This is a genomic window from Dictyobacter halimunensis, assembly GCF_036245075.1.
The window spans coordinates 5,734,540-5,751,398 of the sequence record NZ_BSRI01000002.1 but is presented as its reverse complement, the minus strand read 5'-3'; the positions used below and the strand labels follow the sequence as shown (position 1 = coordinate 5,751,398).

Here is a 16,859-nt window from a genome sequence, read left to right as displayed (position 1 = left end):
ACAATTCTTAAAGCCAGTGTTATTTGTCAAGTACTTATTGTTCATAGCAATAATAACCGATAAATTTAAATAAATCAAGTGCTTATGCGACGTATTTTGAGCAGATTCAAAATATTCAACATGCATCGGGCAGGGCATGTGGTTCGGCGGGTAGATACAGCATTGACAGACTGCCTTTCGGCACCAATATAGTAAACGATTACTTTTTAGCAATTACGGACAAACCAACCACCCTGCTTACATTTTTTATGTGCCTTTCATCCATTTTACTCCGATTTAGAGTCTTGCTACTCCCCATCATATTTTTCCTCTTCATAGCCCCTGCATCCGCATGGCAGGCCGTCTGAATGCCTGTTGCCTGCGGAATTCAGGATTGGATGATGCCCGGACTGTAACGAGGTGCCGATTAGAAGAAACAGGGCAGAGCTATGCCCGCGGGTGGCTCTGCAGACTCAACCGGGCGGGCGCGTGTGATATGCTATTTTTGTCGTTACAGAGCAGCATGCGCCCACGGCGCTGTTCGCTGTTTTTTTGTAACGCACGGTGAATGGGCACTTGCGGTGCCTTCTATGCGACAGGTCGGACGCCTGCCTGATTGATCTGGCCGTTCGTTGTTAGTAGAAGAAGAGGAGCCACGATGAAGTTTGGTATCTGCACATCTTTTCGCACTATCTCCCAGCTCAATGAGATCGCTCTTGACTATCTTGAGGAAAACGTCCAGCGCTTTCTGATCCCTGAGCGGCCTCAGGCGGAGTTCGAGGAGCTGCTCCACGCGGTACAGCAGCTGCCTTTCCCGGTTGAGGCGGCCAACTCGCTGCTGCCAGCCGATCTCCGGCTCATCGAGTCACCTTCCCAACACGTGGATCGGCCACGCCTGGAGTCGTATATGCGTACCGCGTTACGACGGGCGGAGCAGGCCGGCATCCGTATCTTTGTCTTCGGCAGTGGTGGGGCCAGGAACTATCCGGCCGACATCGAGAAGGAGGCGGCGGTCCGGCAGCTGGCGGAGCATATGGCGACCTGGAGCGGCTGGGCGCGCGAGCATGGCGTGCAGATCGTGCTTGAGCCCCTGCGCTACGAAGAGACAAACGTCCTGAATACGGTGGCCGAAGGTGGCGCGATGGTCTCGACCATCGCGGACTCGGGCGCGCGTCTGCTGGCCGATGTCTACCATATGGCCTGCAACGGCGAGGATCCCGAGTCGATCCTGCCCTATCGCTCGCTGTTGGCGCACGTGCACGTAGCGGAGAAACAGGATCGCGCGGCCCCCGGACACCATGGGGAGGATTTCCGTCCCTACTTCTCGGCCCTCCATCGCGCTGGCTACGATCAGCGCATCTCCATTGAGTGCAATTGGAGCGACTTCGCCGGCGAGGCGGCCCCCGCCCTGGCGCAATTGCGCACCCAGTGGGAGGAGAGCAGCAAACAAACCGTGTAAAGCCATCCCTGCCTTCCCACAAAGGGGGGCGGTTTTATTTCTCGCATAGTTGCACATAAAGCGGAGGAGATCTCCTCCTGATGCATAAGGAGTTGCATACTGATGGAAAAATTGCGTTTTGGTATTGTCGGGTGTGGCGTGATTGGACCCACGCACGCGGAGGCGCTGCAGAGCCTGCCACAGGCTGAACTGGTGGCGGTCGCCGATGTCGTTCCCGAGAAGGCCCAGAAGCTGGCCGAGAAGTTTCACGCCACCGCCTACACCGATCTGCAGGAGATGCTGGATCGCGAGCAGCTGGATGTGGTTGATGTCTGCACCCCCAGCGGCATGCACGGTGAGCATGCCTGCCAGATTATGCGTTCCGGCCGCCACGTCATCATCGAGAAGCCGATGGAGATTCGCAAGGATCGCATCGAGGAGATCTTGCAGGTGCAGCGCGAAACCGGCAAGAAGGTGGCGGTAATCAGCCAGCATCGCTTCGATGAGGCTGCACAGCAGGTGCACCAGTTGATTAAAGAGCAGGCCCTGGGTCGCATGGTATTGGGCAACGCAGCCATCCCCTGGTGGCGCTCGCAGAAGTATTACGATAGCGGCGCCTGGCGCGGCACCTGGGCGCTTGACGGCGGCGGCATCCTGATGAACCAGTCGATCCACTCGATCGACATCCTGCAGTGGCTGATGGGACGCGTCAAGACGATCCGCGCCTACACCGATACGCTGGTCCATAAGATGGAGACCGAGGATGTGGCGGTAGCGGTGCTACGCTTCGAGAGCGGAGCGCTGGGGACAATCTCGGCCACCACAGGCGCCTATCCTGGCGCGACAACGCGCATCGAGGTCTTTGGTGATAAGGGCTCGGCCATCATTGAGGATGATCGCCTGGGCTACCTGCACCTGGCCAGCCAGGATTCGGAAGAGGTCGGACCCTACGGTGGAGGACGCAAGAAGTCCGACGCGGCCGCCACCGCAGCAAAGTCGACAGCCAGCGATCCCGCCGCCCTGCAGGCCTCAACACACGCCCAGCAGATCGCCGATATGATCCGCGCCATCCAGGAGGATGGTACACCGCTGGTGGATGGTCATTCCGGCCGTCACCCGGTCGAGATCATCCTCGGCGTTTATGAAGCCGCCAGCACAGGTAAGGAGGTTACCCTATCATGATCCGTCTATCCGCCTTCGCGGATGAGATCTCGCCCGATCTCGATGAGCAGATCGCCGTCCTGCAGAGCGAGAACATCCACTACATCGACCTGCGCTCGGTCTGGAAGGTCAACGTGCTTGACCTGTCCAACCAGCAGATTCAGGAGATCAAGCAGACGCTGGCCGCCGGAGGAATCGGCGTGGCGGCGATCGGCTCTCCCATCGGCAAAGTGCCCATTGATAGCTCCTTCGAGGAGCATCTGGCGCGCTTTGATCGCTCAATCGAGGTCGCCAAAGCCCTCGATACAAAGTATATCCGCATCTTCTCGTTCTACGCTCCGGTCAAAGAGGAGGCCGGCTCCAGCAATCCGGCCGCCTACCGCGACGAGGTTATCAGCCACCTGCAGGAAATGACGCGCCGGGCACGCAGCGCCGGCGTCGTGCTCGTACACGAGAACGAAAAGGCCATCTATGGCGATATCATCGAGCGCAACGTCGACCTGCTCAAGAGCATCAACGATCCGCACTTCCGCTCGGTGCTCGATCCGGCCAACTACCTGCAGTGCGATCAGGTGCCCTATCCGGACGCCTACGAAGCCACCAAACCCTGGCTCGAATACGTCCATGTCAAAGATGTAAGCCCCGATGGCACGCTGGTCGTGGCGGGCCAGGGCGCCTCGAACTGGTCGACCATCCTGCAGCGCCTGCGCCAGGACGGCTACGACGGCTTCTTCGCCCTCGAACCCCACCTGGCCGCCGCCGGACAGTTCCAGGGCTTCAGCGGACCCGACCTGTTCCGCAGCGCCTCCCAGGCCCTGCAAAACCTGCTGCGCGACATGGACTGGTCCTACGCCTAGACCCACCCATGTCACACTCAAAGAGGTGCGGTGGGCTCTTTCTGATCAGAAAGAGCCCACCGCACCTTTCTGTACCCCACAAGATCTCTACCTTTGAGATATGTCGCAGGGGAAAGTATCCATGCAGGACAGTTCTCCCCTGCCATCGGCGGCATTAGTGTCTCTCTTCATTCAGCTCCACTTTAATCGCGGTAATCTATGCATGCACAGCACTTTTGACAGCAGGCCGGTGCCTGGGTTATAATCACTGGCATGCTGTTCCACTTGCGAGAACATGCAGCCCAGGAAAACAAGAAAGAGGTACCTCGTCATGAATACAAGCGTGAGATATGCCGGGCTACGCTCTTTCGATCAGCTTTTCACACAATACGATTCTCCTGCAAAATCATCGCTCCTCATCATTTCCGGCAGTCCAGATTGAGTGAGATGCTCCCCTTTTCACTTCTTCGGGGGTACTCGTGGTCCAGGAGCGCGCAATAAGCCAAAGCGTACTTGCACATGTTCTTCTTGTTGCCCATGAGCCAGACCCCCATTTCTCCATAGAACTTTTTGCTTGAAACAAAGGAGCTCTTTGTCATGTTTTTGCGCCATTCTGGACTCTGGCGACACGCAGACTTTCTGAAACTTTGGGCTGGCGAGACGATCTCGCTCATGGGGAGCCAGATCACCTTGCTGGCTTTGCCTCTGACCGCGATCCTGACTCTGCATGCTACCCCTATGCAGGTGGGCCTCCTTGGGGCAACTGGATATATCCCGATGCTCCTGGTAAGCCTTTTCGTAGGCGTATGGGTTGATCGGTTCCCCCGACGCACGCTGCTGCTCATCAGCGACCTCGGGCAGGCACTCTTGCTCAGTACGGTCCCGCTCATGGCACTGCTTGGGATCTTACAAATCGAGTACCTCTACGTGATCAATTTCCTGGTAGGCATCCTGACCGTCTTCTTCGGCGTGGCCTACCAATCGTACCTACCAACGCTGATAGAAACAGAGGAGATGGTGGATGGGAATAGTAAGCTGGAGGCCAGCGGGGCCTTCGCAGAAGTTGCAGGACCAGGGATCGCGGGTACACTGGTTCAGGTACTGACTGCTCCCTTCGCTATCCTTGCCGATGTTGTTTCTTTCCTGGTCTCAGCCCTGTGCCTGGGGCTCATTCGGCGAGGCGAACCAGCCCTGTCCACAGGAAAGGAGCAGGTGAGCATCTGGTCTCAAATCGGGGAAGGGCTCCAGGTCGTTGGGCACAATCCCGTCCTACGCTCCATTGCCAGCTGCAATGCAAGCCTGAACTTCTTCAATATCCTGTCATACACGGTCTTTACTCTCTACGCTATTCGCGAACTGCATATGAGTCCAGCACTCCTGGGGCTGACCATAGCAGGGGGGAGCGTTGGAGCATTAGTTGGCTCGTTCGCGGCTACGCCGGCAGCTCGATGGTTTGGCGTCGGACACGCGATAGTGGGGGCCGTTTGCCTGGAAGGATTGGGCGCTCTGTTGATCCCGCTGGCTGGCGGTTCGCTGTGGCTTGTCGTTCCCATGTTCATCGCCGGGCGCTTTCTCATGGGAGGGATGGATCTCATCTACCATATTAACCAGCTGAGTCTGCGCCAGATCAGGACTCCCAACAACTTGCAAGGACGGGTCAATGCCACCATACGTTTTATTGCCGGCGGTGTTGTCGCCTTTTCCTCCCTGCTTGGCGGTTTTCTCGGTACAGTCATTGGTTTACGCGCAACACTCTTTCTTGGAGCTGGTGGTGTCTGCCTCTCCTGTTTATGGCTCATCTTTTCTCCCATTTGGGAAATAACAGACCTTCAACCAGCACATAAGAGCAAATAGCTCGGTTAAAATCTAAATTTTCATGTCTTTCCAGAAAAAGAGAGGCCAGGCAACGACAACATTTACTGGCCTCTTTTCCGATACATTATGCTTATCTATTTGCCTTTTCAGGCAAATCATTCATGCTGAAGTCACGCAGGGCAAGACGCTCTGTATCAAGAGGAAGCATATCTCCTCACGCTTCTGCTATTCATGCATGCTGCGCCAGGAAATCAAGCAGGCGTGCTCGCTCAGTGTTGTTTCTCACCACAATGAGCTTCTGCTTGTACTTTTCGAGATACTGACGCGTAAACGCCGCTGTAGGTGCCTGGATAATCTTTACCCCATACGTCTCACAGCGCCGAAGCAACTGCTCAGAATCGAGCGACGCTGGAATCTGCTCTGCCAGGCATCGATTCATAGCTTCTACAAGCTCCGGTCGACACTGATTGAGATAATAGCGGCGGCTATCCATCAAGAACAAGATGAGCGACCTGATCCCTCGATAGGGATTGATGCCGCGCAGGCTTTTGCTGATGTGGCGACGCACAATGCGATATGCGGCCGTGCGCCAGGGAACCTCAAGCAAGACGATATAATCGGCCTGCGCGAGAATAGGCTCATTCCAGATGAGCCCTCCACCTTCTATAGACCAGCCTGGCAGCGAGCTAATCTCGAAGGCATCCCGAATCCAGGCGCTATGTTGCATCCCATTCTTCATGCCAATGACATCCGTTTCGTAAAAAGGGAGATCAAACCTGGCGCCTATCTCTGCCCCCAGCGTCGTTTTTCCGCTGCCAGGGCCGCCTGATATCTGAATTTTGAGCATGCGATGTCCTTTCCTTATAATTGAGGTAAAATGTTCTCTTCTGAAGAGGGGAACCTGTCAGAAACTGAACAAAAGAACACCGGGCATCGTCACTCATGGGAGGAAAGCAGAAGGGGGACAGATACATGCTATTATGTGTTACCGACCCCTGAAAAAAATGTGCTTATTCTGCTCGATCAGCTCGCTGTGAGGAACGAAAGCAAACCACTGGCGCAAACCAGCGGCTGTGCTGTGGTGCTCTCTTCTCATATCCCCTGACAGGCGTTAGCGATGATCGGGCATAACATCTCTTCTCACAAAATATTTGTTGCACGTGGGAAATGTACAACCGCTTCAAGCATACCCATATTTCTCGCTTTTCGCAAGGTTTTCCAAACCGGAGGTATAATTCATTTTTTGCAAAAAGGCAACGTCCCCAAAAACACGAAACACACCCTCCAAAACGAAACACACCCGTAGGGTCGACCTTCAACGGTCGACCGGGCCGCCAGCGCCAGCGACGGCGGCCCACGTCCCCCCACGACACCGCTTCCCCTGCCTCCCACGCCGGCCCACGCCGTACCTGCACACCAACGTCGCACACACGAACCCAAAAGTAATGCGAGCTTCTCCTACAAGCCTACAAAGGCGATGGCGTGCGCACATCCTTCTTGCGCCCATAGCGGGCCAGCAGCAGACGACGCTGCAGACGCTTCTGCCCCCAGGTCCAACCCACAATCAACAAAACCAGCACAGCGGCCGAGATCAGACCGAAGCGCTGCATGAAGTGGCCGAGCTGATCGGCCTGCGTACCAAGCCAGTAACCGATCAGGGCGTAGGCGGTATTCCACAGGGTGGCCGCGATGACTTCGGCGATCAAAAAGGTGCGATAGCGCATGTGCGTCATGCCGGCTGCGATGGCCACAAATGAGCGGATATGGCCGATCAAATGCGAGAGCAGAATGGCCAGCGCCCCATACTTCGCCAGAAACGCGCGCCCCAGGCGCATGCGACCCGCCAGCCGCATACGTCGTCCCAATCGGGTACCACTCCAGCGCGCTGCCATCTTCCCGATCACAAAGCGACCCAGCAGCAGATCGAGGTGGTAACCGATAATCGTTCCCAGCGAGGCCAGAGCGATCACCAGACCCAGGTTAAGCGTCCCCTGCCGCGCGTAAAAGGCGCCCAGCAGCACAAAAGAGTTCCCCGGCAAAAAGATGCCCAGGATCGCCGTGTTCTCGATCAGCGCGCTCAAAAAGACGATGGCATAGCCGAAATCGTCGTATGCCATGCGCAGATATTCCGGCCATTCTTCCAGTGGAATAGTCAATCGTATCCTCTCCTTCTTATGGCTGGGAGGGCGACAGTTCACCCAGCCTGACATCCACGCTCCTCTGCTGCCGGCCCCGATAGAGCTTGACCGCCACGCTGTCGCCGGGATTCTTGTTGATGATGGCGTCGCTAAGCGAGAGCACGTTGGTGATCTGGCTTTCATCGATCTGGACAACGATGTCGTTGGGCTTGATGCCCGCGTTGCTGGCGGCCCCACCCGGCACGACACTGATGACCATTGCCCCCTGCGTGATCGGCAGATCGTTCTTGTGGGCGATCGCCGGGTCCAGGTCCATGGCCTGCACCTCCAGAGCGGCCCGTCCGCTGTGTGTCACTTTTCCAGAGGCGATCAGTTGCGGCCCAATAAATTGCACGCGATTCGATGGAATGGCGAAACCAACCCCGCTGGCGGGCGTCTTAAACTCCGGGTTGAGCGCGGCCAGCGTGGGGATGCCGATCAGGTTGCCGTGCATGTCCACCAGCGCGCCCCCACTACTGCCCGGATTGATGGGGGCGTCGGTCTGGATGGTGCCTGGCAGGATCAGACCGCTCTCTCCGGGGGATATGTTGCGTCCCAACGCACTGATGATGCCGCTGGTCACGGTCTGCGAGATGCCCAGTGGGTTGCCGATGGCGATCACGTCCTGCCCCACCTGCAACCTGGAGGAATCGCCAAGCGTCGCCACCGAGAGTTGGAGATGGGTCGGATCGACGTGCACCACCGCCAGGTCGTCCGCCGCCGACACTCCGGTCAGGCTGGCTGCAACCGTCTGCCCGTTCAGGAAGACCGCCTGGATGGTCTCGCCGTTGCGCACAACGTGATTATTGGTGATGATATAGCCGCGCCGGTCAATGACAACCCCCGAACCAATCCGGTTGCCACTCGCGCTTTTAACGTTGAGCTGGACAACGGTTGGCTTGATGTTCGCTACCACCTTTTCGCGCAACGCCTCCCGGCTATCTCCATTAGGAGCATTAACGGTCTGCGCGGCCTCAGGACCGGTCTGCAAACTGTCTCCAGCCCCACGCACTGTAAGTTGCCAGCCTGCCAACATCCCTCCCCCAAAGATGACAGCCAGCAGGAAGACACCCATGATCAACGGCCCCACACCCCAATGCCTGGAACGGCCCTGCCTCGGCGGATGGTCCGACTGGCCATCCGCTTCAGGACGCGCCTCAAGCAATGGCTCAAGCGGTTCAAACGGTTCGTTCATCATAATACTTCGCCCGTCCACACATACGGGCATTCCTCCCTCCTCTACAACCCAAATCCTTTTGCGCTCGTAATTGCCGGACTTGCCCCGGCTTATGGCTTGCCCCGGCTTGCCACCGCCTCCTCCTCGACTTTAACTGACACCTGCTCCTCAGCACGGCGCCGAGCCCGCATGATCGACGCGACAATAGCGACCCCCAGCACCAGTGCGATAAACAGCAGCGAGAGCCAGGTCGGCACATGATAAAAACCAGAGACCGCCATCTTCAGGCCCACAAAACACAGAATGACGGCCAGGCCGGCCTGCAGATAGTGGAACTTGTGAATGATGTTGGCAAACACAAAGTACAGCGAACGTAGCCCCAGGATAGCAAACACGTTTGAGGTGTAGACGATAAATGGATCGGTCGTCACCGAGAAGATAGCCGGGATGGAGTCGACGGCGAACAGCAGATCGCTTGTCTCGATCACCAGCAGGACCAGCAGCAGCGGCGTGATCATCAGCCTGCCCTCGCGCCTCACCACAAAATGATCCTTCACAAAGTCATCGCTGACCGGCACAAAGCGGCGCACAACCTTCACCAGAGGATTATGCTCTGGATTGACCTTCTCATCCTTCTGTACGCCCATCCGGATGCCAGTAAAGATCAAGAAGGCGCCAAAGATGTAGATAATCCAGTGGAACTGCTCTATCAACACAGATCCCACCGTGATCAGGATGCCGCGCATGACGAGGGCACCAATGATGCCCCAGAAGAGCACGCGATGTTGATAGGCGGCCGGCACTCTAAAGTAGCCAAACAGCAGCACAAAGATGAAGATGTTATCTACGCTCAACGACTTCTCGATCAGGTAGCCCGTCAAAAACTGCAGCGCCACCTCACCGCCGCTCACAAAGTACAGTCCCGCGTTAAACGCCAGCGCCAGCGAGATCCATACCGCGCTCCAGATCAGCGCCTCCTTCGTCGAAACCGCGTGCGACTTGCGATGAAATATCCCTAGATCCAGTGCCAGCAACACCAGCACAAACAAGTTAAACCATATCCATGGCCATACGCCCGTCAGCAACATCCCTCAGCCTTTCTCTCAACCTCTTCTTCAGACAACCTACCATACGTTCGGACCTCGCGTCCGATTTTCATCTCCCCACCTGTCATTTTTTCCAGTCATACGTTCGGACCTCGCGTCCGATTTTCATCTCCCTGTCATTTTTTCCAGGTAAACAACTGGAAGAAATACTGATGTCCCCAGCTCAAACATGGCATATATTATGCATACCCTATCCGTTGTTCCCTGTAGGTGTCGGGCTTGCCCCGACTTCCGGGCTTGCCCCGACTTCCCGTAGGTGTCGGGCTTGTCCCGACCTCCAATCAAAGGATACATACATGGAAAATACGACTTACGATACCGCATTGTTACGCGCACTCTCCAACCAGATGGCTGACGCGGTCGCCCGGGCCACACCATCGCTGGTGACCGTAATGGGCCGCGCCCGCCAGGCCGGTAGTGGTGTCGTCATCGCACCCGAACTGGTGATTACAGCTAGTCATATACTCGAACGTGAGAATGACATCAAAATCCAATCACATGAGCAAACCGAATTCTCGGCTACGTTAGCCGGTCGCGATCGCACAAGCGATCTGGCCGTGTTGCGCGTTCCGGGACTCAAACTACCGCCTGCCGAGGTGGCCGCCGAAGCCGCGCGCGTGGGACAGCTGGTACTGGCGCTCGGCCGTCCATCCGAGGACGGCGTCATGGCCAGTTCGGGCATCATCAGCGCGCTGGGCGGACCTCTGCGCACCGGACAGGGGAGGATCCTTGAGCGCTATATCCGTACCGACGCCACGCCCTATCCCGGCTTCTCTGGCGGTCCCCTGCTCGATACACAGGGACAGGTCCTGGGCATCCTGACCACAGGCATCGCCAATGGTGTGCCCCTGGCGATCCCGATAGCGCAGGCACAATCTATCGCCGACACCCTGACGCAGCAGGGATACATTAAGCGTGGCTTCCTCGGCCTGAGCAGCCAACTGGTGCATCTCCCCGAGGCGCAGCGCGCCGGTCGCGAACAGGATCACGGCCTGCTGATCGTTAACGTGGAGGAGAAGAGTCCCGCGCAGCAAGCGGGTCTGCTCGTTGGTGATATCCTGGTCAGCCTCGATGGCCACACCATCACCGATACCGAGGATCTGCAGTTGCTGCTCACAGGTGACCGCGTCGGCAAAGCCATCCCGGTCGAAGTGATCCGTGGCAATGCCGTACAGACGCTCACAGTCACGCCCGGCCAGCGCCAATAAGCTCTCGCCTCGCGACCCATATCATCTGGTAGGCGGAAGAAGAACCGGTTCCACGCTTCTTCCTTTGATACTTTAGGTATAGGCATACAGTATTTGAACAACATAGAGAACGGATCGGTTTTCAATATGACACAATCAACACCTTCCATACAGTCTTCATCGCCGCTACCTGATGCCTTTTCATCTACGCTCAGCGGACTCTTCAACCACGTGCGACCAGCCATCGTGCAGGTGCGTAACGAGCGTCACGGCGGCGGCACCGGCATCGTCTGGCAGGCGGACGGCCAGATCATCACCAACAATCACGTCGTCCCACAGGACGGCGCCGACATTCAGATCCACTTTACCGATGGACGTACTCTGCCGGCCCGCGTCCTCCATCGCCAGCCGCAGTTCGACCTGGCCCTGCTCAAGGTCGACAGCACAGAGCCGCTACCCACACTGCCCGCCGGCGACTCCGCCAGCCTGCGCGTCGGCGAATGGGTCTTCGCCATTGGTCACCCCTGGGGACAGCGCTGGACGGTCACGGCCGGCGTCGTCAGTACGATGAGCACACGCCAGGTCGAGCCCGAGGTAAGCATTCCCTACATCAAATCGGACGTACGCCTGGCCCCCGGCAACTCCGGCGGACCCCTGCTCAACGCCGATGGAGAGGTCGTCGGCATCAACGCCATGATCTTCGGCGGTGACCTCTCGGTCTCCATACCCAGCAACGTCGTCAGCGCATGGCTCAAGGACCTCCCGAAATCCCAGGCCATCCTCGGCGTCGGCCTACAGCAGATCGAGCTGCCAGCCGCCATCAAGCAGCAGCTTCCCGATGGCCACGGCGACAATGCCCTGCTTGTCGTCAGCCTCATCGAGCGCCCCACCGACCAGCAATCCATCCTGCTCGGCGACCTGCTGCTCGAACTCGAAGGCCAGCCCATCTCCGGCGTCCACACCATCCGCCAGCACCTCGCCAGCAAAGCGCCTGGCCAATCCGTCACCCTCAAAATCTCTCGTGGGGGCACCCTCCAAACCCTCACCACCACCCTTATCGTCGCCCAATAAACGCAAACGCACCCCGGTAGAAGAGTCAGCAAGACCCTCCTACCGGGGTACGGGCACTCATGGGCCGGGCGCGGCCGACCCTCTTCTCAGATCTTTTTCTGCTTGTTACCTCTTTGTCTCCACAAATGTCTACGACCGATAAATGGGCGCTCCGGACGGGGCTCCGGTAGTGCCACCATCGACGACAATCTCGGCGGCCTGGATATTGGCCGCATCGTCAGAAGCAAGGAATAGCACCGCCTTTGCGACCTCTTCGGGCTTGCCAAAACGGCCCAGGGGGATCCCTCTCGTGATGCGCTGCTCTACCTCGCTGACTGCTTCAGGGGTAGGGGCCAGGCGTGACCAGATCGGGGTAGAGGTGCCACCCGGGGTCACAACATTGACCCTGATTCCTCGTGGTGAGAGCTCAGAAGCGAGCACACGACCCATGGAGCGGACGCCACCCTTACTGGCGGCATAGGCCGCGTATGCAGGCGCACCAAGCACAGCATGCACCGAACCATTGAGAATGATCGATGATCCATCGTTCAAGTATGGTAGAGCCGCCTGGACGGTAAAAAAGACCCCCGTCAGATTGGTCTTCAGAACTTCTTCGAACACGGCGAGCGTGGTCTTCCCCAATGGTGTCGATCCAGAGATGCCAGCGTTCGCAAACACGATATCCAGATTACCAAACTTCTCAGCGACCGTCGCCATCGCAGCTTCCATCGCCTCGACATCACTGGTGTGGGCGACAATGGTCACAACTTCAGAACCTAGTTCCTGCGCAGCCGCCTGCAGCCTGGCCTGATCGCGCCCTGTAATAGCGACCCGTGCGCCTTCCGCGACAAACAGGCGCGCGGTCGCCAACCCTATACCGCTACTTCCCCCTGTAATCAACGCCGTCTTATTTTCCAATTTCATGACAAAACTCCTTGTAGTGCAGAAAAGATCGCCAGGCTATAAGCAACGCTTTCACTGCTTTATAGGTACCTACCATGCTAATGTTGGAATGATCATTCCAACATTAGCACAAAAAAATTACTGAAACACTGATAATGCCGTATGCATAATATCTTCAAGGGTCTCACGGCCGGCATTGCTGCGCGCAAGTACGCGAATGCTTATCATGGTACCCAGCAGGAAACGGGCCAGTTGATGAGGGTCACGCTTCCAGTCAAGTTCGCCGGCGGCCTGCGCCCTGATCAGAATAGTATAGAACACCTCCTCAATATCCGCGAAGGCCGCCTGTACTTTTTGGGAAACCTCTGAATCATGAGGAGCCATCTCTAAGGATGCATTGACCAGAAAACATCCACGATGAGCCGGATCGCTCAGCAAGAGATCGATATACACCTGGAAGTTGTGCTCCAGCGCCTCTGAAAGCGTACCTTCGTACTCCAACAGGGTAGCGCGTTGTGCTCTATTAAAGAGAATATAACGATCGAGCGCGGCAAGATACAACGAATGTTTATCGCCAAATGTGTCGTAAAGGCTGCCGCGTCCAATGCCTGTACACTGGACGAGGTCCTCAACCGATAAACCTTCGTATCCTCGCTCCCAAAATGCGTTCATGGCCTTTTCCAGAACCAGAGATGGTTGAAATGCTTTCCTTCCCGCCATAAAACAGTCTTCTATTCCTCCTTGTGAAGGAGTATATACCATGTTGGAATGAATAGTCAAGGATGAACATCTCCATTTCCTCTCCTCCTCGCCACCACAAGCGACGCCTCAAAAGGGTTACAGGGCCTCCCCTGCGAATTTGTTTTTGGGGACGCCGCAAATGACGCCACCAAAAAACAAATTCCCCCTACATTTTCTTGGAAAACCTTTTCTTGCCATGGTATGATGTTTACAATAAACTCTGGCATCATCGTGCCCTAACAGGAAGAGGAGTCCTATTTCTACCATGACAAAGAAAACCAACGTAGGTGTGATTGGCTGTGGACAAATCAGTTCTATCTACCTGGAAGCCCCGAGCAAATTTGACATTTTGAACTTCACTGCATGCGCGGATATCGATATGGACCGCGCCCGTGCCCAGGCGCAGCGCTACAACGTTCCCAAAGCTTGCACGCCCGAGGAACTGCTGGCCGATCCCGAGATCGACATCGTTCTCAACCTGACCATCCCGAAGGTTCACGCCGAGATCGGCATGGCCGCCATTGAGGCCGGCAAGGCCACCTATAGCGAGAAGCCGCTGGCCATCAATCGCCAGCAGGGACGCTCCCTGCTCGAGGTGGGCAAGGGCCAAAACCGGCGCGTGGGCTGTGCCCCCGATACGTTCCTGGGTGGCGGCATCCAGACCTGCATCCAGCTGATCAACGATGGGGCGATCGGCGAGCCGATCGGCGCGACCGCCTTCATGCTCGGCCACGGTCCCGAGAGCTGGCACGCCGATCCCAGCTTCTTCTACCAGCCAGGCGCCGGCCCGATGTTCGATATGGGACCCTACTACCTGACCGCCTTGATCGCCATGCTGGGACCCGTGCGCCGCGTGACCGGCTCGGCCCGCATCACGTTCCCGGAGCGCATGATTACCAGCCAGCCGCGCCATGGCACGAAGATCCAGGTCAATACGCCGACGCATATCGCGGGTGTAATGGATTTCGCCAGCGGCGCCGTCGGCTCGATCATCATGAGCTTCGACGTCTGGTCCCACCAGCTGCCACGCATCGAGATCTATGGCACCGAGGGAACCCTGGTCGTGCCCGATCCTAATACCTTCGGCGGACCCGTCTACGTGCGTACGGCACAGGAGAAAGAGTGGCGCGAGGTGCCGCTGACGCATGCCTACTCGGAGAATAGCCGTGGCATCGGCCTGGCCGACATGGCCCACGCCATCAATTCTGGTCGCGTCCATCGCGCCAACGGCGACCTGGCCTACCACGTGCTCGACATCATGGAGGCCTTCCATGACGCCTCCGACCAGAACAAGCACATCGAGCTGACCAGCATGTGCGAGCGCCCGGCCCCTCTCAATCCAGGCAAACACGACTGGAGCGAGGATCGCTAATCCCGGGCAGGGAAAACGTAGCGCCGGGAATGTCAGCCATTCCCGGCCTGCACCTATTCTCATATATCATCTACGCGTGGTATCCTTCATATATATCTCTAAATGGCAAAGGTACAGCAGTCATGCCTCACCACGCACGCATATCTACACATAACCGCTGTACCATAGTGACAGATAGGAGAACACTGCAATGGGCAGAGACGTAGCGAATCGACGATTACGAGCCGGCATCGTGGGCGGCGGCAAAGGTTCTTTTATCGGCGCGGTCCATCGCGTCGCGTCTGAACTGGATGGACAGGCGCAGGTGGTGGCGGGCGCCATGTCGACCGATCCACAGCGCGCCGCGGATTCAGCCAAGGCCTGGTTCCTGGATCGTTCTTACGCCAGCTTCGAGGAGATGGCCGAGAAAGAGGCCAGCCGACCCGATGGCATCGACTTTGTGATTGTGGCTACCCCCAACCATATGCACTATCCGGTGGCCACAGCCTTCCTGCAGCACGGCATCCACGTGGTCTCCGATAAGCCCATGTCCTTCAGCCTGGAGCAGGCGCAGGAAGAGGTGGCGCTGGTCGAGAGCAAGAATCTGATCTTCGCCCTGACCCACAACTATACCGGCTATCCCATGGTGCGCCAGGCACGCGACCTGGTGCGCAGCGGCGCCCTGGGCGAGGTTCGCAAGGTGATCGTCGAATACATCCAGGACTGGCTGATGGAGCCACAGGAGCAGGCCGGCAACAAGCAGGCCGCCTGGCGCACCGATCCCACGAAGTCCGGTATCGCCGGCTGTGTGGGCGACATCGGCACCCACGGCGAGAACCTGATGGAGTTCATCACCGGCCAGAAGATCGCCTCGCTGAGCGCCGACCTGAGTACGTTTGTGCCGGGACGCCAGCTCGACGACGACGCCAACATGCTGCTGCGCCTGGAGAACGGCGCCAAGGGCCTGCTGACCTGCTCGCAGATCGCGGCCGGCGAGGAGAATAACCTCAACATCCGCGTCTACGGCACGCGCGCTGGACTCGAATGGCACCAGATGGAGCCGAACACGCTCCTCTTCAAGCAGCCAGGACAGCCGACGCAGATCTATCGCACCAACGCGCCCTACACCAGTGAGGAGGCACGCGCGGCCGCACGCACGCCCGGTGGACACCCCGAGGGCTTCTTCGAGGCCTTCGCCAACATCTACCGCATGGCCATCGCCGACATCCGGCGCGTCGAATCCGGTGAGAAACCCCTCGGCGGTTACCCCACCGTCTACGACGGCCTGCGCGGCATGCTCTTCATCACCAAAGCCGTCGAAAGCTCCCAGAAGGGCGCCACCTGGGTCGACATGAAACTCTAACCCATCCCGACCGAACAACAACGTGCCAGCCCGGCGGCCATCCTTTCACGGAGAGGGCCGCCGGGCTTTTCATTGTCTGGTGGAATCCTATTTCACTGGTGAGCGCCATCTTTTTCGGCCATGCGGCTCGAAAAAGGGAACCGGCCCGATCTATCCCAGGCAATAATACGCCTGGGAGCAATACGAATCATGGCTGGACTGAGAGTGGGATCAATGTTCTGCCCGCCAGAGGCAAGAGTCTGAGCATATCCCCGTATCTCGATGAAGCCCGGGCTCCCATCTGGCAAGACATCGTCTACTAAAAAGGAGACGCTAGGATTGTTGGCAATGTTGCGAAACTTCTGCGACTTTTCCATCTCAAATCCACCAATATCGATTGTGTCAAGCTCCTCGTTATATCGGAAGCCGACCGCTTTGACCTGGGGGTCCCCACGGCGAGAAACCGTTGCCAGCCTCCCCCTCTGCTGCGACCGTAAGTACTCTAATTCTGCCCTGGTAAACTTGCTCACATGACACCTCGCTTCTACACAGCTCACATTTTGACAATGCATCAGGTCTGGCCCCGATGGAACTTC

General features: G+C 57.5%; 15 protein-coding genes. 8 read left to right on the top strand and 7 right to left on the bottom strand.

Annotation, left to right across the window (positions count from 1 at the left end):
- The first annotated feature begins 637 nt into the window (after positions 1 to 637).
- The 4 genes from AABA21_RS38070 to AABA21_RS38055 all read left to right on the top strand — a co-directional run bounded on the left by AABA21_RS38070 (position 638) and on the right by AABA21_RS38055 (position 5,268).
- Positions 638 to 1,438 carry a sugar phosphate isomerase/epimerase family protein gene (locus AABA21_RS38070; RefSeq protein WP_338258245.1) on the top strand — a complete coding sequence of 267 codons (801 nt, stop codon included), beginning with the start codon at positions 638 to 640 and terminating at the stop codon, positions 1,436 to 1,438.
- A 102-nt stretch (positions 1,439 to 1,540) separates the two neighbouring features.
- Positions 1,541 to 2,599 (top strand): Gfo/Idh/MocA family protein, encoded by a 1,059-nt coding sequence (locus tag AABA21_RS38065; RefSeq protein ID WP_338258243.1) that lies wholly within the window; start codon positions 1,541 to 1,543, stop codon positions 2,597 to 2,599.
- Positions 2,596 to 3,435 (top strand): sugar phosphate isomerase/epimerase family protein, encoded by an 840-nt coding sequence (locus AABA21_RS38060; RefSeq protein WP_338258241.1) that lies wholly within the window; start codon positions 2,596 to 2,598, stop codon positions 3,433 to 3,435. The genes AABA21_RS38065 and AABA21_RS38060 overlap by 4 nt, the downstream gene beginning before the upstream one ends.
- 576 nt (positions 3,436 to 4,011) lie before the next feature.
- Positions 4,012 to 5,268 carry an MFS transporter gene (locus tag AABA21_RS38055; RefSeq protein ID WP_338258238.1) on the top strand — a complete coding sequence of 419 codons (1,257 nt, stop codon included), beginning with the start codon at positions 4,012 to 4,014 and terminating at the stop codon, positions 5,266 to 5,268.
- 190 nt (positions 5,269 to 5,458) lie between these two features.
- On the opposite strand, the gene AABA21_RS38050 is transcribed toward AABA21_RS38055, so the two are convergent.
- From AABA21_RS38050 to AABA21_RS38035, 4 genes are all read right to left on the bottom strand, one after another.
- Positions 5,459 to 6,076, bottom strand: a complete 618-nt coding sequence (locus tag AABA21_RS38050) for a P-loop NTPase family protein (protein WP_338258236.1) — start codon at positions 6,074 to 6,076, stop codon at positions 5,459 to 5,461.
- 619 nt (positions 6,077 to 6,695) lie between these two features.
- A complete protein-coding gene (locus AABA21_RS38045) occupies positions 6,696 to 7,385 on the bottom strand; it encodes a DedA family protein (RefSeq protein WP_338258235.1) in 690 nt (229 codons plus the stop codon).
- Between the two features lie 16 nt (positions 7,386 to 7,401).
- Complete coding sequence (locus AABA21_RS38040; RefSeq protein WP_338258234.1) at positions 7,402 to 8,634, bottom strand: S1C family serine protease; 1,233 nt, start codon at positions 8,632 to 8,634, stop codon at positions 7,402 to 7,404.
- Between the two features lie 59 nt (positions 8,635 to 8,693).
- On the bottom strand, positions 8,694 to 9,671 hold the full coding sequence (locus AABA21_RS38035) for a TerC family protein (RefSeq protein WP_338258233.1): 978 nt from the start codon (positions 9,669 to 9,671) through the stop codon (positions 8,694 to 8,696).
- Positions 9,672 to 9,985: 314 nt separating this feature from the next.
- On the opposite strand from AABA21_RS38035, the gene AABA21_RS38030 reads away from it, so the two are divergent.
- Together AABA21_RS38030 and AABA21_RS38025 are read left to right on the top strand one after the other, a co-directional pair.
- A complete protein-coding gene (locus AABA21_RS38030; protein WP_338258232.1) occupies positions 9,986 to 10,897 on the top strand; it encodes a S1C family serine protease in 912 nt (303 codons plus the stop codon).
- A gap of 126 nt (positions 10,898 to 11,023) precedes the next feature.
- Entirely contained in the window at positions 11,024 to 11,947 is a 924-nt protein-coding gene (locus AABA21_RS38025; protein WP_338258230.1) for a S1C family serine protease, read from the top strand.
- Positions 11,948 to 12,076: 129 nt separating this feature from the next.
- Here AABA21_RS38025 and AABA21_RS38020 read toward each other — a convergent pair whose 3' ends face one another.
- Together AABA21_RS38020 and AABA21_RS38015 are read right to left on the bottom strand one after the other, a co-directional pair.
- Positions 12,077 to 12,850 (bottom strand): glucose 1-dehydrogenase, encoded by a 774-nt coding sequence (locus AABA21_RS38020; RefSeq protein WP_338258229.1) that lies wholly within the window; start codon positions 12,848 to 12,850, stop codon positions 12,077 to 12,079.
- A 117-nt stretch (positions 12,851 to 12,967) separates the two neighbouring features.
- Positions 12,968 to 13,501, bottom strand: a complete 534-nt coding sequence (locus AABA21_RS38015) for a TetR/AcrR family transcriptional regulator (protein WP_338258228.1) — start codon at positions 13,499 to 13,501, stop codon at positions 12,968 to 12,970.
- Positions 13,502 to 13,835: 334 nt separating this feature from the next.
- Between AABA21_RS38015 and AABA21_RS38010 the strand changes: the two genes are divergently transcribed.
- Positions 13,836 to 14,942, top strand: a complete 1,107-nt coding sequence (locus tag AABA21_RS38010) for a Gfo/Idh/MocA family protein (protein ID WP_338258227.1) — start codon at positions 13,836 to 13,838, stop codon at positions 14,940 to 14,942.
- A gap of 190 nt (positions 14,943 to 15,132) precedes the next feature.
- A complete protein-coding gene (locus tag AABA21_RS38005; RefSeq protein WP_338258226.1) occupies positions 15,133 to 16,284 on the top strand; it encodes a Gfo/Idh/MocA family protein in 1,152 nt (383 codons plus the stop codon).
- Between the two features lie 92 nt (positions 16,285 to 16,376).
- Here AABA21_RS38005 and AABA21_RS38000 read toward each other — a convergent pair whose 3' ends face one another.
- Positions 16,377 to 16,793: a PPOX class F420-dependent oxidoreductase gene (locus AABA21_RS38000; RefSeq protein WP_338258225.1), complete on the bottom strand. Its 417-nt coding sequence runs from the start codon at positions 16,791 to 16,793 to the stop codon at positions 16,377 to 16,379.
- Positions 16,794 to 16,859: the final 66 nt, after the last annotated feature.

What these genes read in the sequence shown, in the direction of transcription:
- AABA21_RS38015 (WP_338258228.1), bottom strand. Translation starts at nt 13,501, where the DNA reads ATGAACGCATTTTGGGAGCGAGGATACGAAGGTTTATCGGTTGAGGAC.
- AABA21_RS38065 (WP_338258243.1), top strand. Translation starts at nt 1,541, where the DNA reads ATGGAAAAATTGCGTTTTGGTATTGTCGGGTGTGGCGTGATTGGACCC.
- AABA21_RS38025 (WP_338258230.1), top strand. Translation starts at nt 11,024, where the DNA reads ATGACACAATCAACACCTTCCATACAGTCTTCATCGCCGCTACCTGAT.
- AABA21_RS38060 (WP_338258241.1), top strand. Translation starts at nt 2,596, where the DNA reads ATGATCCGTCTATCCGCCTTCGCGGATGAGATCTCGCCCGATCTCGAT.
- AABA21_RS38070 (WP_338258245.1), top strand. Translation starts at nt 638, where the DNA reads ATGAAGTTTGGTATCTGCACATCTTTTCGCACTATCTCCCAGCTCAAT.
- AABA21_RS38055 (WP_338258238.1), top strand. Translation starts at nt 4,012, where the DNA reads ATGTTTTTGCGCCATTCTGGACTCTGGCGACACGCAGACTTTCTGAAA.
- AABA21_RS38010 (WP_338258227.1), top strand. Translation starts at nt 13,836, where the DNA reads ATGACAAAGAAAACCAACGTAGGTGTGATTGGCTGTGGACAAATCAGT.
- AABA21_RS38050 (WP_338258236.1), bottom strand. Translation starts at nt 6,076, where the DNA reads ATGCTCAAAATTCAGATATCAGGCGGCCCTGGCAGCGGAAAAACGACG.
- AABA21_RS38020 (WP_338258229.1), bottom strand. Translation starts at nt 12,850, where the DNA reads ATGAAATTGGAAAATAAGACGGCGTTGATTACAGGGGGAAGTAGCGGT.
- AABA21_RS38040 (WP_338258234.1), bottom strand. Translation starts at nt 8,634, where the DNA reads ATGCCCGTATGTGTGGACGGGCGAAGTATTATGATGAACGAACCGTTT.
- AABA21_RS38035 (WP_338258233.1), bottom strand. Translation starts at nt 9,671, where the DNA reads ATGTTGCTGACGGGCGTATGGCCATGGATATGGTTTAACTTGTTTGTG.
- AABA21_RS38005 (WP_338258226.1), top strand. Translation starts at nt 15,133, where the DNA reads ATGGGCAGAGACGTAGCGAATCGACGATTACGAGCCGGCATCGTGGGC.
- AABA21_RS38030 (WP_338258232.1), top strand. Translation starts at nt 9,986, where the DNA reads ATGGAAAATACGACTTACGATACCGCATTGTTACGCGCACTCTCCAAC.